A 15,493-nucleotide genomic window follows, 5' to 3' on the forward strand; every position below is an offset into this window, starting at 1 on the left:
GAAATATTTTCTGTCGACCAGAACGGCCTGAAAAAGGGGTAAAGTTATGTATAAAAATGCCCCGGCTGGACATCGACAGCCGGGACCAACGAGGCGGTTATTTTACGCTGACATCGATACCCGGGAAGTACTTATCAGCCAGTTTAGCGATCGTGCCGTCGGCACGTACTTTATCAATTGCGGCATCAAGCTGCTTTTTGGTGGCCTCATCCCCTTTACGCAGCCCAAAGCCGATCCCACTGCCGAGGATGGTGTCGTCCGACACCGGTTTGCCGATAAAGCCAAACCCTTTACCCTGCGGCTTACTGAGGAAACCTGCCTGCCCGGCCGCTGACATGACCAGCGAGGCATCAATGCGGCCATTCAGCAGATCTCCCCAGGCCATATTCTGATCTTTATAAGACACCACGGTGACACCGTGCTTTTCCCAGTGCTCTTTGGCGTAAGTTTCCTGAATTGAACCCTGGAGAACGCCGATGGTTTTGCCCTTCAGCCCTTCGGGGGTAGCCTCTACCGCAGAACCGGCTTTGCCCACCAGCTGGGAGGGAATGCGATAGATGGGCTGGGTGAAATCAATGCTTTTGCGACGCTGCTCGGTGATGTTCATCGCCGAGTTTATGGCGTCGAACTTTTTCGCCACCAGACCGGGGATCAGCGCATCAAACGAGGTTTCAACCCAGCTGCACTTCAGCGCGGCGGCTTTACAGATGGCATTTCCCAGCTCTACGTCAAACCCTTCCAGCTCCCCTGACGCATTGCGGCTTTCAAACGGTGGATATTCCGCTTCCAGCCCGTATCGCAACTCGGTGGCGGCAAACGACGAGAATGAACACAACAGTCCCATGCCGACAACTAACGCGTGTAATTTCATCTCAAATTCCTTAACGTGGTGTAACCCGACAAAGGGCCTGGGCACCTGCCCGTAACGTCGCCTCATCTTTCGCAAAAGAGAGACGGATTAACTTATTGTCCGTGCCATCGGCATAAAACGCCGACAGCGGAATGGTGGCAACCCCGTACTCGACAATCAGCCTTTTCACCATCTCGCTGTCGCGCTCGTCGCTAAAGCCGCTGTAATCCGCCAGCAGGAAGAACGAACCGGCACTTGGTAGCAGCCTGAACGGTGAGTCGGCGAGCAAACTTTGCAGCAGATCGCGCTTGCGCTGATAAAACGCCGCCAGCGACAGCCAGGTTTGCGGATCGGTCATGTGTTCGGCAAACGCGTACTGCATCGGCGTATCGGCCGAGAACATTAAAAATTGATGGACTTTACATATCTCATCCATCAGTTCCGCGGGTGCCACACAATAACCCACGCGCCAGCCGGTGACGTGATAGGTTTTTCCGAAAGAAGAAATAATCACGCTGCGCTCCGCCAGCTGCGGGTGCGTCGCCATTCCGTGGTGCGGTTCGCCATCAAAAACGACGTGCTCATACACTTCGTCAGACAAAATGATGATGTCGGTGTGGCGCGTCAGCGCTGCCAGCTGGTGCAGATCGGCGGCTGAAAACACCTGTCCGCTCGGGTTGTGCGGCGTATTGACGATGATCATCCGCGTGCGTGGGGTTATAGCCGCCCGTACTTCATCCCAGTTCACGGCAAAATCCGGTACCGTCAGTTTAATGGCAATCGGCGTCGCTCCTTGCAGACGGACAATCGGCGCATAGCTGTCAAAGGAGGGCTCGAAATAGATCACCTCGTCTCCAGGATGAACCAGCCCGCTGATGGCTGAGTAAAGCCCTTCGCTGGCGCTGGCGGTCACCAGCACCTCACTCGCCGGGTCATAGTGTGTGCCATAGAGCGTGGCAATTTTGTCCGCGATGCGCTCTCTGAGCGGTTGCAGACCGGTCAGAGAGGCGTACTGGTTATACCCTGTCTCCATGGCGCGGGTCACGCCGGAGATAAGTTTTGGGTCGCATGAAAAATTCGGCGCACCCTGAGAAAGGTTGATGGCGTTATGCCGGGCTGAAAGCTGGCCGATAACGGTAAAAATGGTGGTTCCTACATCGGGCAATTTGGATCGTGTCTGCACCGGCGTTTTCAAAGTCATCCTCTGTCCCTTCTCGTGGTGAATGCATAACTATTCAAACAACAACTTCATTGCCGGGACAATCGAATTGTTGTCATAATAGCCATGACAAAAATGCATAGCTAAGGTGAGATATGTCGCGTCGTTCATTTCCGCTTAATGCCGTAGAGACGTTCATCGTGACCGCGCGTCACCTGAATCTTACCCATGCCGCGAAGGAGCTTTGTCTGACGCAGGGGGCGGTAAGCCGTAAAATCGCCTCGCTGGAAAGCTGGTTCGGCTTCCCGCTGTTCGAGCGCCATGCCCGCGGCCTGCGTCTCTCCTCACAGGGAAGCGCCCTGCTGCCGGAGCTGCAATCTGCCTTTGAGCACCTGCTGAACGTTGCTGAACAGGCGCGAACGCACCAGACCGTAATCCGTCTGAAAGCGCCTACCTGCGCGATGCGCTGGCTGGTGCCGCGTCTGCTACAGGTGGAGCGCGAACAGCCGGAACTCCAGATTGCGCTGACCACCACCACCGATCACAACGTCAATTTCAAAACCGAATCCTGTGACGCGGCGATTGTGTTTGGGACGCACATGAGCGCCGGCGATCTGCTGTTCGAAGAGGCCTTAACCCCGGTGATGAGCCCGCTACGGGCCGGCTCTGCGCTGGAAGCACTCACCTTCCTTCACCCCACGCGGGACAAAACGGACTGGTCGCTGTGGCTGGCGAAACAGCCGGGTCCGCCGCCAGCTATGCTCAAAAATCAACACTTCGAAACCATGGATCTCGCCATTACCGCCGCCATTCAGGGGCTGGGCATCGCCATCGCGGATGAAACGCTGGTGGAGGAGGACGTGCACGCCGGACGGCTGATGCGCCCGTTTGACACAAGCATAAAAACGGGGGCGAGCTACCGGCTGGTATTACGCGACGCACCCGGCCCTGAAAACGGGCTGGATGCGTTTCGCGCCTGTCTGCTCAGTCGAGGCTGACGTGGTGTTTCATCACCCGTTTGAAGAGGCTCATACGGGCACGCATGAAGCGGTTTTCAAGCCGAAAACCTGCATGTTTATTCACACCAATACGTAACAGCACGTCCCGCCCTTTCCGGCAGGCGGGCCAGCGCGTGGGCCCTGCCAGGCTATCGCGTGCCCCCGCATCCCGGGCGAAGCTCACCCAGTAGTCCGCCACCTGAGCGGCGAAGGCCAGATCGCGTTCATTCACATACTGCCGCGAAGGTTCCACCTGTCCAAGGGTATCGAAGACGTAGGGCACTTCGTTGCCGTGCCAGGCGCCGTTGATGTACGTCGCGTGCTCCGCTTCGGCCACATAATCAAACCAGTATCGCCAGCACAGGCCGCCCGCCCGCTGCTGGGCCTGCATTACCACGTATCCCATGGTGGTGAAGGCCATGTCGCGGCATACCTGCCTGCCAAGTTCCTCATCGCCCTTCACGCCAGGATAAAGCAGCTTTATCAGCCCCAGGCCAAAGCGCCGCTCACGGCGGAGCTTCTGGATCTGCCCGGCCAGATCGACCCCGAATACCGACATCACGCTGGCTTCGTCGCTGTTCGACCCAATCATCACCGGTACAGGATGCTGGCGGGCCGCGAAGAAAACGTCGAGCATGGCCTCAGGCAAAACGCAATCCCCCACGATGGGCGCAGGGGCGATATTCAACGGCGAGGTCAGCGGCCAGAACGCCTCAGGCGGGATCGCGCGAAGCTGTTCCGCGGTAGCATTGTGCAGGCCGAAATGGGCGGCAATCGCTTCGCCTTTATGCATGGCCTGCTCGCGCGGGGTGTCGGGCAGCGTGTACCCGCTTTGCACAATGGCTTTATGGAACAGTCCTCCTGCAAGCGGGGAAGCCATCAGCGACAGCACGCTGCGCGCACCGGCCGACTCGCCAAATACGGTGATGTTCTCAGGATCGCCGCCGAACGCGGCAATGTTATCGCGCACCCATTCCAGGGCCTGGATCTGATCGAGCAGTGCGAAGTTATGCACCACGCGCTCTTCCTCCCCCTCCAGCGCCGGATGAGCAAAAAAGCCGAGGTGGCCGAGACGGTAATTGATCGTCACCACCACCGTGCCACGCTTCGCCAGCGCCCTGCCGTTATACGGAGGCAGCCCGCCAGCGCCGAGGGTAAATCCTCCGCCGTGCAGCCAGACCATCACCGGAAGCGGAGCGGCGCGAGCCACTGGCGACCAGACGTTAAGATACAGGCAGTCTTCAGAGAACTGGCCGGGGTCGCCGCCGCCCAGCTCCTGGCAGCTTTCGCTGCTCTGCCAGCTGGAGGCGGAGAACGCCGTCGCCGGACGCACGCCATCCCAGCGTGCAGGGGGACGCGGGGAGCGCCAGCGCCACGGGCCAACAGGGGGTGCCGCATAGGGAATGCCACACCACACATGGGTATCGCCTTCAGTAAAACCAATCAGTGCGCCCTGGCGCGTTTCAACCACAGGGGCGGAGGGATTTTCCATACCAACCTTCTTTTTCCATCACACCCTCGCAGAGTAACGGTTTCAGAGCAAACCGCAACGCTGTTTGCTGCGCGCTTCCGCCTCCTCGTAAAGCGAAAACTCGTCGTACACCGCACAGCCGAGCGCGGCTTCGAAGGCATTGCGGCTGGCATTGCCGTGGCTGCGCGCCTGCGTTTCATTGCCAAGATTCGACTGGAAGATCCCCGCCGCGCTGACGGGCAGAAAATCCTCGTAGGTGATGGGCTGTGCCACAACCCAGCCGCGCTCGATCAGCGGCTGCGGATCGTCGCCGGGATGAAAAGCGTGGCGATGCGCCTCACCTGTCGGGGTCAGACGGTAGCGGAAATAAGCCAGCCCCTGACGGCGCAGGAACATTTCACTGTCCGGGAAGGCGCTGAAGATCTCGCGCAGGTGAAGCTGGTGGGTCAGGTTGTCTTTGCCGGTCCCGGCCTGGTTTAACAGGCTGTCGTACAGCTCGCGCCCTTTCGGCGTAAGCGCCACGCCGCGCTGCTCAATCTCACCGAAACGCGCGGTATGGGTGCCCTTGTGTTCCCCCGCGAACAGCACCGGCTCCTCCAGCGCCTTAAAGCTGGTCTGACGCAGGAGGATCGGCACCTCGCGGCGCGGCGGGCCTTCAATCAGGATTTTCGGCTCGATGCCGTACTTCGGCATTAGCTCCTGCACCCGGTCGATATCCAGCGTGCGCGGCGTGAGATGGTTGATGTGGCACCCCGGGAAACAGACCACGTCGGCAATCAGGCGATGTTCGTTGCTCAGCGCCAGATAGGTTTCCTGATCGACCGTCGCATGGCGATGCCAGCGGAAGGTTTCTAAGGCTTCCTGCACAAATTCGCGCGCCTGTGCCTCGGTAAAGTGTCCCTGCGCATCATGCAGGTCGATCAGTTCCAGACAGCGCGGCGTAAAGATGTTGCGCCGGGAGAGGATCTCCGCCGCCCTTTCGCGCAGCGCAACGTTTTCAATCAGCTCCAGGCGCAGCAGCGAGGTAAAAATGCGAAACGGATTACGGCAGAGCGCCGCATCGTCTGTCGGACGAAACGCCGTCGAGTGGACGGGCACGCCCGCCTGGGAGAGATCGTAGTAGCTGACCGGGTACATGCCCATAATGGCGAAGATCCGGCGCAGGGTGGAAAGCTCCTGCGCGGTGCCAACGCGGATCGCACCGTGACGTTCAACATTCAGGCGCGCCAGTTCGTCTGCGTTCGCCAGTTGTTCATATAAAAGTGGGTTATTTTCCAGAACCGCCAGGTTAACGTCCGCCACCAGTTCCAGCAAGGTGCCGTACTGCGGAACTTCCTGCTGGTACATCGCCGACATAGCCTGCGAAAAGTGTTCCCGAATATCATCAGCCGTGATGGTGTTCGCCATGATGTCATGCCTCCAGTGAATACTACCTGGAGTGTAGAGAAGCCCGTTCCTTTCGTTGGGAAGAATTTACGAATTGTGATCCAGGCAGACGAGTGGTCAAAGCGTGGGCATTTTCGAAAAACGGTTGTAACTCAAACAGATCAAATGTTAAAAATATTTTGCTATCAGGTTATCAAATTCAAACATCTTAACTTGTCACCCGCGTCGCTCTGTTTTTAACATCGCCTATGGAAAAAAATGGTCTGTTCAGTCAGCGCATACGCTTGCGCCATTTGCATACTTTTGTGGCCGTCGCTCAACAGGGAACGCTGGGGCGAGCGGCTGAAACCCTTAACCTCAGTCAGCCTGCACTCTCCAAAACGCTGAACGAACTGGAACAGCTTACCGGAACCCGCCTGTTCGATCGCGGCCGTCTGGGGGCTCAGCTTACGCTCGTGGGCGAACAGTTCCTGACGCATGCCGTTAAAGTTCTCGATGCCCTCAATACCGCCGGTCAGGCGTTAAACCGTAAAGAGGAGCCGGCCAGCGACATCGTGCGCGTGGGCGCGCTGCCAACGGCGGCGCTGGGCATACTGCCTGCGGCGATCGGCCAGTTCCACCGTCAGCAAAAGCACGCCACGCTTCAGGTCGCGACCATGAATAACACCATGCTGCTGGCGGGCCTGAAGTCAGGCGAGCTGGATCTGGGCATTGGGCGGATGTCCGATCCGGAGCTGATGAGCGGCCTGAACTACGAGCTGCTGTTCCTGGAATCGCTGAAGCTGGTCGTGCGTCCGAATCATCCCCTGTTGCAGGACACCGTGACCCTGAGCCGTGTGATGGAGTGGCCGGTGGTGGTCTCACCAAAAGGAACCGTTCCGCGTCAGAATGCGGAAGCGTTGCTGCAAATGCAGGGCTGCACGCTGCCTTCCGGGTGTATTGAAACGCTCTCGGCGTCGCTGTCGCGCCAGCTTACGGTGGATTATGACTACGTATGGTTTGTGCCGTCCGGCGCGGTGAAGGACGATCTGCGACGCGGCGTGCTTACGGCGCTGCCGGTAACATCGCCCGGCGCGGGAGAACCGATTGGGATCCTGACGCGGGTAGATGCCCCGCTCTCTGAAGGTGCCCAAACGCTGTTAAGCGCCATTCGTAAATCAATGCCTCTCTGACCATAAACGCAGAACCCGCCGCGAGGGCGGGTCTGTCTTACTCAGAACGTTTCCCAGTTATCACCTGAGACGACCGCCGCCGGGGTTAAAGGCGCGGGTTTCGCTGCGTTTGCAGCGGCTGGAGCCCGTCCTGCACGCGCCCCGTTGAGACGAAACGCGCCAACGGCTTCCGTCAGACGTGCGCCCTGCTCCTCCAGCGAAGCCGCTGCCGCAGAAGCTTCTTCCACCAGCGAGGCATTCTGCTGCGTCACCTTATCCATCTCGGAAATCGCCTGGCTCACCTGAACGATGCCGCGGCTCTGCTCATCGGACGCCGCTGCAATCTCCAGCATGATATCGGTGACGCGTTTAACCGCCTCGACGATTTCATTCATGGTATTGCCCGCTGCAACCACCTCCCCGGAACCCTGATCGATAAGCGACACCGATTCATTAATCAGGCTTTCAATCTCTTTCGCCGCGTTTGCGCTGCGGCTTGCCAGGGTGCGAACTTCACTCGCCACGACCGCAAAGCCGCGTCCCTGTTCACCCGCACGCGCCGCCTCGACCGCCGCGTTGAGCGCCAGAATATTGGTCTGGAACGCGATGCTGTTAATCACGGCGGTAATTTCAGAGATCTTCTTCGAGCTAGTGGAAATATTACCCATGGTTTTCACCACGCCGGAGACCATCTGCCCCCCGCGGCTGGCCTTCCCGGAGGCATCTTCTGCCAGTTTACTTGCATGATGCGCGTTATCGGCGTTCTGTTTCACCGTCGCGGTGAGCTGCTCCATGCTGGCCGCCGTCTGTTCAATCGCCGCCGCCTGCTGCTCAGTACGGGAAGAGAGATCGGTGTTACCCGCGGAGATCTCGCTCGTTCCCCGGTAGATCTCCTCCGCCCCCTGCCGCACAGTGCCTACGGTGGTCACCAGCGCGTGCTGCATCGTTTGCAGATCGCGCGTAAGGCGGCCAATTTCACTGCGCCCGGTCGGTTCGTCCGGCATGGTCAAATCGCCTTTCGCGATATTTTCGATACGCGTAGCGGCTCGCTGGAGCGGGTTTATCACCGTACGGCGCAGCACCACAAAAGTGATCACCGCCAGCGCTAGCGCCAGGCCAAACGCGCCGAACATAAACATCAGCCCCAGCCGGGTGCGGGTGTGAGCCTGCGCCGTCAGCGCGTTGGCGCGTTCGGTGCGGATTTTTATCGCCTTCAGCAGCACCGCGTTATAGGCATCGTCCAGCGGACGCGCGGTCTCATTTTCGTGGTTAATAATGGCTTCAAACATGCCGTTTTTGGCATATTTCAGCATCGGCTGCATACCGGCGATGTAGGCGTCATAGCGGGCTTTCAGATCGCCGTCCAGCGCTTCATCAGCCGGTGTGCGAATAGTGCGCTTCATATAGGCGGCAAATCCATCCTGCGACTGCCTGATGCGGGTCTCAGCCTCAGCGATGTTTTGTTTCATCGCCTCCATCTCCGCGATACGGCTCGCCGCCCCCGCGTGGATCATGTTGATACGGGCGGTGCGTAAATGGTTGGAACTGTTTGACAGCCCGGTGCGCACCTGGATTTCTGCCGTGACATCCTGCTGATCGTTATCGGCCTGGAGCAGGAAATAGCCTGCCAGACCCGAGCTCAATGCAAACAGGAGAATAATGCCACCGAGAATGGAGGAAAACAGCGGAACCAGCCGGATGTGATGCAAGAAACTCAGCTTATGCTGCGCCTGCATCGATGTTGTGTTGTCCATGACCGTCGACTCTCTTATAGGTAAGATGCGTAAAAACACGCCTGTAAAAGAGTCATCGGCACGGCGTAGAATTAGATTACGGTTAAAAGCGCCAGACAGGTCACACTTTAGAAAAGATCAGGGAAGAAATGCCAGCGGAAAAAACCGCTGGCAGAATAATCAGTTGTCGCCGAAATGGATAACGGTACGAATAGATTTTCCTTCGTGCATCAGATCGAAGGCTTCGTTGATCTGCTCCAGCGGCAGGCGGTGCGTAATGAACGGGTCGAGCTGAATTTTACCGACCATCGCATCTTCAACCATGCCCGGCAGCTGGGTACGGCCTTTCACGCCGCCAAATGCCGACCCGCGCCATACGCGCCCTGTCACCAGCTGGAAGGGACGGGTTTTGATCTCCTGACCCACGCCGGCCACACCGATAATGATGCTCTCGCCCCAGCCTTTGTGGCAGCACTCAAGCGCTGAGCGCATCACATCGACGTTGCCGATACATTCGAAGCTGAAGTCCACGCCGCCGTCGGTCAGCTCAACGATCACCTCCTGAACCGGTTTGTCGTAGTCTTTCGGGTTGATGAAATCGGTCGCGCCCATCTCACCTGCGAGCTTAAATTTTTCCGGGTTGGTATCCACAGCAATGATGCGGCCAGCTTTCGCCTGTACCGCGCCCTGGATGACTGCCAGACCGATCCCGCCGAGGCCGAACACCGCCACGGTGTCACCCTCTTTCACTTTCGCCGTGTTATGCACCGCGCCGATACCGGTGGTGACACCGCAGCCGAGCAGACAGACTTTATCCAGCGGGGCCTGCGGATTCACTTTCGCCAGTGAGATCTCGGCGCACACCGTGTATTCGCTGAAGGTGCTGGTCCCCATGTAGTGATAAATGGGCTCGCCGTTATAGGAGAAACGGGTGGTGCCGTCCGGCATAAGACCTTTACCCTGCGTGGCGCGCACGGCCTGGCAGAGGTTAGTTTTGCCGGATTTGCAGAACTTACACTCGCCGCACTCTGCGGTGTAGAGCGGGATCACATGGTCGCCGGGCTTCAGGCTGGTGACGCCTTCACCCACTTCCACCACCACACCGCCCCCTTCGTGGCCGAGCACCGCCGGGAATACGCCTTCCGGATCGTCACCAGACAGGGTAAACGCATCGGTATGGCAAACGCCGGTATGGGTAATTTTGATCAGCACTTCGCCTTTCTTCGGCGGAGCAACATCAATTTCAACGATTTTCAGCGGCTGGCCTGGGCCGAACGCGACAGCTGCGCGAGATTTCATGATGTCTTTCCCTTGTTGTGAGGTGTGTGGATTTATTTTAGATAAGAGCGCAGTAAATGGCCGACTTCCGCCATCCGCACAGCCCGCTGATCCGGGGTGGTCTCCCCCGTCACCAGCTCATCTTTGAGGTGAATTTCAACCATTTCCCCCATCAGGCCATTGGCAGCGCCGCGCACGGCGGCGATTTGCTGCAAAATGGCGAGACAGGGATCGCCCGATTCCAGGGCGCGTTCAAGGGCATCAACCTGGCCCCGAATGCGGCGGACGCGGGTCAAAATACGTTTTTTATCTTCGGGTGAATGCGGCATACGCCCTCCTGATACTATAGGGGGGTATTGTATCCTTCATGGGAAGTTAATGTAAACATTAAGTTTTATGAGGGTATCAGGTATCATGTAATTTATAGTGTGTTTCTTTTCTTAACTCGAACATCTGAACTAAGCTATGACACATTCTGTAAAAACATAGTTGTAATAAATACCGTCGTATCCGCATTTTTGAAGGTTTCTGCATTCACGCAAATTCCCGTCCCCACCAAAGACTGTAGGTTTCTTAAGAATACAATGAGGAATAGACTAATAGGCGATAGTTAACATTTTTAAATGTCAAATGCTTTTTATGAATGAAAACTTTTATTAAGGGCTTTTAATGAGCATTTTCTTAAGACGAAGTATAAATGCATTATGCAAAGATAGTTTATTTTTCGTTCTTCTTAGTCTGGTTGTATTGATACCTTTCAATTTCCTTAGTGATAAATATACTCAGGAGATAGAAACTATCATTGAAGAACATATGGCCCCTCATTCTCTTGCAGCAATGCTTGTAATAGCAACGTCTATTACGTCTCTGACACTTCGATTTGTCGGCAGCATAAATGTCAAGAAAAAATATAATAAACTCATATATACACTCATTATTTTCCCTGTTATCAAAGTAGGGAAAGCGTATGCTTCTACGATGGTCGGCATGATGACAGGGTTAACCTTAATATTATCCTTCTCTGAAGGTATATCAAAAACAATAATGCCTTTATTTTTCATTGTTTGTATTTCTATGTACTGGTTTCTTTTTGAAGCGATATTGTATGTTAGTAAAAATGGCCTGCCATCAAACGTCAGTAAAAAAACAACAAATATTTTATTGCTAATAATAGTAATTATAATACCCGCAGTGTATTTCTACATTGTATGAAGTAGCTATCAATGAATTCAAAACCAGATGGCCATACCTAAAAATTGCGGCCAGTTTTAAACTCAAGTTAAGATCCGTATTGAGCAGGCAAAGGAGATCACTATAGCCTGTCTGTACAACTGCGGCCGCGGTGTTATTGGCCTTGCGGCATTTAGCACTTAAACACATGCTGGTCACCAGCTGCTGACTTAGCCACTCTTTCTTCGCCTGCCAGCTCGGGTGTGGAGAAGCGGAAATGCTGTATCTGGTATATTCGACCTGCTTCAACGAGTTCTATGTTGAGCAGCTACAGCTGTTTAACGAGCGGTTGGGGTTTACCCTTAACGTCTCTCTCAGAGATGGTGCAACCATATTTAGGGTTTACCCCCACCTCGACCAACCCTATTTAGCTCAAAATGTTAAAAATCCGCACTTATATGGCACATTGTGAACAGAAATAACATTCTCGTCACCTAACATACCCGCTACAAACAAAATGGTGGTGTTAATGATTGTACTAAAGAGCTTTTTATTCTTCGTTGGCGCGGCGGCCGCTTGCGCACTTATTGTACTGTGTCTTTGGGTTGATATGCGGTTTGTCGGCCATGATATTCCGGAATTATCACTGACCGAAATTATGCAGGAAACGGTATTAGCGAATATTGTCTTTCTCCATTTTCGTCTGGCGAAAATGTACGAATCCATGCGTTACTGTAATATTCTGGTGGGCGGATTTTTCCTGACAATGCTAATTCGTGAGCTGGACGCGCTTTTTGATCTCATTTCTCATGGGAGTTGGGTGTGGTTCGCGCTGATTACCGCTGTGCTGGCGTTAATTCGCCCCGTTATGCATTTTCGTGCTACCCTGGAACAGCTGGCAAAATATACCCAATCCCCCTGGTACGGTATTCTGTTGAGCGGCCTGCTGGCTGTACTGGTCTTCTCCCGCCTCTTTGGAATGCAGGTGCTGTGGCACGCCATCCTGGAGCATGGCTATATGCGTGTCGTGAAAAACGCCGTGGAGGAAGGTTCGGAATCGTTCGGTTATATGCTGTGCCTGGCCGCATCCCTTGGTTATTACGTTACCTTTCCCGCTCACGCACGACAAAAATAATCTCTTCGCACTGCGTAGAGAGATGGCGAGGGAAATAGTGATCAAGAACATCCTAAGGACGTTAGGGTGGTCATGTAAGAAAGACATATCCTAAAAAGGAGCAATCAGGCGTCGATTTCAGCGAATTCTCTCTCACGCCTGAAATCAGCGTCTATCCTTAGACTATCAACAAAAGGAGGCTGGAATGTCTGATTTCGACACTGATAAAAATGCACAATACGCTGGCGATAAAGCCAAAAACAAACTTGATGAATTATCCGGCTCTGCGCAGCAGCAGTTTGGTGAATTCGTTGACTCCCCTAAACACCAGGTGAAAGGTGCAGCGAAAAAATATGCTGCCCAGGCCAGTGATGCCGTCTCGGATGTTACTGAAGCCGTCAGAAATAACCCGTTAACGGGCTTAATCGCTGCGGGTGCGGTAGGTATCGTTCTGGGACTTCTGCTGGGACGTAAATAATTTCAGGCCCTCCGGGGCCTTTTCTTTTCCCCCTCTTTCCTTCTCTTCCCCCCCTAATTTTGATAGTTCTCCTGATAAAAGCTCAATCCATACGAAAAAGTTGTACAATTTTGATGTACAGATTTGACCATATAGTATAAATTCGATGCCAGTGATGTTACAAAATTGTTTGTTAACGGTGGAAAATTATGCGTCGCAACCATGCTCCCTCTACAGCAGAAAGCGCTATAACATTGTATTTTAACAAGGATAACGTCCCAACACAGCAGGAAACCCTTGGTGCCATCGTCAGTGAGATCATCAAAGAAAATGTACAACTGAGCAGAATGACAATTTGTACAAAGCTGTTGCGCAGAATTGAAGAATCCACGTCTGACGTTGAGAAAGCGCACTACAACGGTTTGATAGCCCTCTTCTTCGAGCGTTAACCTGAACACTGTTTTTTAACTTACTAAGTTAGTCATGCTGAGTGAGAATAGAGCTTCTGAATGCAATGACTAGCCCCATGCTACAGCCTGCCGCGTGTAGCAGAGTGAGATTGAAGGTATGCATAGAACTAAATTTGAACGACTTAAGGATGACCTTATCGGTGAGGCCGTATTATCCATACTGAAAGAGAACGGACCTATTACCTTTGTGTCTCTTGCTAATCGCCTGCGGGCGATGGCTAACGTTGAATCAAATGATGAACGTAAAAATGCATTGATTGCCGCTGAAGATGAAGTGCGCCAGCGTGTAACCGGCGTCTCGCACGACCGGGGAAGAGTGATGGGCAATTATGACATGGGTCGCATGCGATCTCTCTTTACTCACAACACGCTTCTGACCCCAGACAAGAAACACTAATTTTAACCGAAACGGTGACCACCATGAGTAAAGCGATTATGCAGCAGACGTATAATTTTGAAGACTTGCACGATAAAGGACTGGCGGAACATTTTCTTAATGCAGGAAAACATCTCAGTGGTGAGGTTGAAGTGTTGGGCTCGGCAATACGCTGTATTATGCTGACCGGTGACAATCTCTCTAATAAAGAGATTATCCTGCAACTGATTCACGCCCTCGAAATTACCGAGGAGCCCGAAGCCTGCGATGTCATTCGAAATACGCTTGAAATTGTTGTCGGTTTTACGCGCGATGATATCTGATAACAGATTATTGCGCTGGTGAGTGACTGTTTTTGCTGGTGGTAGAAAAGTTTCTCTGTCGTACCACCAGCATAGTGAACCCATTAACTAAATAGCCGTACCATTCGATCATGCTCTTCTTCTTTAACCGCCCGGGAAAGATAATATCCCTGGAAGCGTTTAACCCCTAACGCGACAAGTTTTTCAAATTTTTCTTCGCTATCGACGCCTTCCGCAACGCATTCCCTTCCCGTCATGTCGCTGTATATCTGTATCGCTTTAATAATGCTATAGTCATTGTCGTTAGCAACAAAGTGCTCAACTATATCGCGGTCAAGCTTCAATCCATCAACATTAATCTGTCGGATGGGTAACATAGCGTAATCTCTGGAAAAGCAATCATCCAGAAACAGCCGACACCCCTCGGCGCGTAAACGCTGAAGAGTGACAGGAATATTTGGATCCTTTGTCACATCAATCGCTTCAGCTAATTCAAAGACAAGTTTCCCGGCCCACTGCGGCTTCAGTAACATCTCAACGGCTTTTTTCGCCATTCCCGGCAGCGCGTTCCCGGTAGCCAGTGGAGGCGGAATATTAACCGAAAAATAATATTTCCCATTGTATCTGTTGATACCTGACACGGCCGCGTGGATGACTAACGCCGTCAGCTTGAGCCATATTTCGCCATTTTTCACCCCACCCAGAAATTGGGCAGCCTTCAGAACCTGACCGTTTTTATGCCAGCGCAGCAGAATTTCAAAGCCTACTCCTTTTTTATCGCCGTCGGTAATAATTTGATAAGCCGCAAAGATTTCCCGCTTATGTAACGCCTGCAAAATATCAATTTCCGCATCCGAAAACCCCTGCGGATTATTTTTTACTGCACAGACTTCATCTCTGAAAACACGTGCATCGCTAAACCACACCCTGATAAGATATAATTTATCCAACCCCACTTTTCTATGGGTATAAATGGTTTTATCTGACAACCCTAACCTCGCAGACTGCTCTTTTATCGAAATACCCCGATAAAAATTCAGCAATACGGTTAATTCGCGCTTTGTTAAACCATTCAGACTTTCTTTACCTTCTTTCTCGGGTCCATCACGCAATATGCGTGACGAATCGGCATGCACGTCATAAATGTTGTCTGCACAGTCCATTACATCTGAAATATTCGCTATCCTGATCATCGATAACGATTTGGTATTATTAACGAGACTACACAACGTGGCATAAAGCCATCTCTCTGGTATTGCGCCATACAGCGTCACGCTACAAATAACCGGCAGCGCATTCAGCACCGATACCAACTGCTTCAGGCTTTCAAGAAAGGCAGCGACGTCGCGACCAAGAAAAACAGCAACTTCAGGTGGTTGATTTTGCATCATTTTATGAACATCACCTGAGCAAACTTCATCCTCTTCAAAATGGAGCCGCGTGGCGTTTACGCCACGTGACTTCAGAAGCAGGCTATACCCCTCGAAGGTGAAACCGCAGGCTGAAATAACAAACCGTTGCTTGTAGCACGTACCTTGTATAAAAGGTAAATTTTGAGACATAACCTGCTCCTGAGAA

General features: G+C 53.4%; 16 protein-coding genes. 8 read left to right on the forward strand and 8 right to left on the reverse strand.

The annotated features are described in order from the left end of the window. Positions 1-97: 97 nt before the first annotated feature. Together DD597_RS12185 and DD597_RS12190 are read right to left on the reverse strand one after the other, a co-directional pair. Positions 98-871 (reverse strand): ABC transporter substrate-binding protein, encoded by a 774-nt coding sequence (locus DD597_RS12185; RefSeq protein WP_023314127.1) that lies wholly within the window; start codon positions 869-871, stop codon positions 98-100. Positions 872-881: 10 nt separating this feature from the next. Next, positions 882-2,051, reverse strand: coding sequence for a pyridoxal phosphate-dependent aminotransferase (locus tag DD597_RS12190; RefSeq protein ID WP_129256223.1), 1,170 nt, complete (start codon positions 2,049-2,051; stop codon positions 882-884). A gap of 113 nt (positions 2,052-2,164) precedes the next feature. On the opposite strand from DD597_RS12190, the gene DD597_RS12195 reads away from it, so the two are divergent. Beyond that, positions 2,165-3,007 (forward strand): LysR family transcriptional regulator, encoded by an 843-nt coding sequence (locus DD597_RS12195; protein ID WP_100397324.1) that lies wholly within the window; start codon positions 2,165-2,167, stop codon positions 3,005-3,007. On the opposite strand, the gene DD597_RS12200 is transcribed toward DD597_RS12195, so the two are convergent. Continuing rightward, positions 2,994-4,499, reverse strand: coding sequence for a carboxylesterase/lipase family protein (locus tag DD597_RS12200; protein WP_045349905.1), 1,506 nt, complete (start codon positions 4,497-4,499; stop codon positions 2,994-2,996). The genes DD597_RS12195 and DD597_RS12200 overlap by 14 nt on opposite strands. Before the next feature lie 42 nt (positions 4,500-4,541). Continuing rightward, positions 4,542-5,885 (reverse strand): VOC family protein, encoded by a 1,344-nt coding sequence (locus DD597_RS12205; protein WP_129256224.1) that lies wholly within the window; start codon positions 5,883-5,885, stop codon positions 4,542-4,544. A gap of 227 nt (positions 5,886-6,112) precedes the next feature. Between DD597_RS12205 and DD597_RS12210 the strand changes: the two genes are divergently transcribed. Beyond that, positions 6,113-7,036, forward strand: coding sequence for a LysR substrate-binding domain-containing protein (locus DD597_RS12210; RefSeq protein ID WP_003857247.1), 924 nt, complete (start codon positions 6,113-6,115; stop codon positions 7,034-7,036). A gap of 41 nt (positions 7,037-7,077) precedes the next feature. Here DD597_RS12210 and DD597_RS12215 read toward each other — a convergent pair whose 3' ends face one another. The 3 genes from DD597_RS12215 to DD597_RS12225 all read right to left on the reverse strand — a co-directional run bounded on the left by DD597_RS12215 (position 7,078) and on the right by DD597_RS12225 (position 10,355). After that, on the reverse strand, positions 7,078-8,769 hold the full coding sequence (locus tag DD597_RS12215) for a methyl-accepting chemotaxis protein (RefSeq protein ID WP_023314123.1): 1,692 nt from the start codon (positions 8,767-8,769) through the stop codon (positions 7,078-7,080). A gap of 159 nt (positions 8,770-8,928) precedes the next feature. Beyond that, positions 8,929-10,047, reverse strand: coding sequence for an S-(hydroxymethyl)glutathione dehydrogenase/class III alcohol dehydrogenase (locus DD597_RS12220; RefSeq protein WP_058658927.1), 1,119 nt, complete (start codon positions 10,045-10,047; stop codon positions 8,929-8,931). 32 nt (positions 10,048-10,079) lie between these two features. Next, positions 10,080-10,355 (reverse strand): metal/formaldehyde-sensitive transcriptional repressor, encoded by a 276-nt coding sequence (locus DD597_RS12225; RefSeq protein WP_003857256.1) that lies wholly within the window; start codon positions 10,353-10,355, stop codon positions 10,080-10,082. Between the two features lie 340 nt (positions 10,356-10,695). Between DD597_RS12225 and DD597_RS12230 the strand changes: the two genes are divergently transcribed. The 6 genes from DD597_RS12230 to DD597_RS12255 all read left to right on the forward strand — a co-directional run bounded on the left by DD597_RS12230 (position 10,696) and on the right by DD597_RS12255 (position 13,936). Beyond that, positions 10,696-11,238, forward strand: a complete 543-nt coding sequence (locus DD597_RS12230; RefSeq protein WP_129256225.1) for a hypothetical protein — start codon at positions 10,696-10,698, stop codon at positions 11,236-11,238. 487 nt (positions 11,239-11,725) lie between these two features. Then, positions 11,726-12,331 carry a transporter gene (locus DD597_RS12235; protein ID WP_129256226.1) on the forward strand — a complete coding sequence of 202 codons (606 nt, stop codon included), beginning with the start codon at positions 11,726-11,728 and terminating at the stop codon, positions 12,329-12,331. Between the two features lie 184 nt (positions 12,332-12,515). Continuing rightward, positions 12,516-12,788 carry a YqjD family protein gene (locus DD597_RS12240; protein WP_003857263.1) on the forward strand — a complete coding sequence of 91 codons (273 nt, stop codon included), beginning with the start codon at positions 12,516-12,518 and terminating at the stop codon, positions 12,786-12,788. A 188-nt stretch (positions 12,789-12,976) separates the two neighbouring features. Beyond that, complete coding sequence (gene ycgZ, locus DD597_RS12245) at positions 12,977-13,216, forward strand: regulatory protein YcgZ (RefSeq protein ID WP_003857265.1); 240 nt, start codon at positions 12,977-12,979, stop codon at positions 13,214-13,216. A gap of 118 nt (positions 13,217-13,334) precedes the next feature. Beyond that, positions 13,335-13,634: a hypothetical protein gene (locus DD597_RS12250; RefSeq protein ID WP_003857266.1), complete on the forward strand. Its 300-nt coding sequence runs from the start codon at positions 13,335-13,337 to the stop codon at positions 13,632-13,634. A 23-nt stretch (positions 13,635-13,657) separates the two neighbouring features. Beyond that, positions 13,658-13,936 carry a biofilm development regulator YmgB/AriR family protein gene (locus DD597_RS12255; RefSeq protein ID WP_129256227.1) on the forward strand — a complete coding sequence of 93 codons (279 nt, stop codon included), beginning with the start codon at positions 13,658-13,660 and terminating at the stop codon, positions 13,934-13,936. A gap of 83 nt (positions 13,937-14,019) precedes the next feature. Here the strand turns inward: DD597_RS12255 and DD597_RS12260 are convergent, their stop codons facing one another. After that, positions 14,020-15,477 (reverse strand): EAL domain-containing protein, encoded by a 1,458-nt coding sequence (locus DD597_RS12260; RefSeq protein ID WP_129256228.1) that lies wholly within the window; start codon positions 15,475-15,477, stop codon positions 14,020-14,022. Positions 15,478-15,493 lie beyond the last annotated feature (16 nt).

Source organism: Enterobacter cloacae complex sp. 677-3DZ2D5B, assembly GCF_004136695.1.
GTDB classification, from domain to species: domain Bacteria; phylum Pseudomonadota; class Gammaproteobacteria; order Enterobacterales; family Enterobacteriaceae; genus Enterobacter; species Enterobacter hormaechei_C.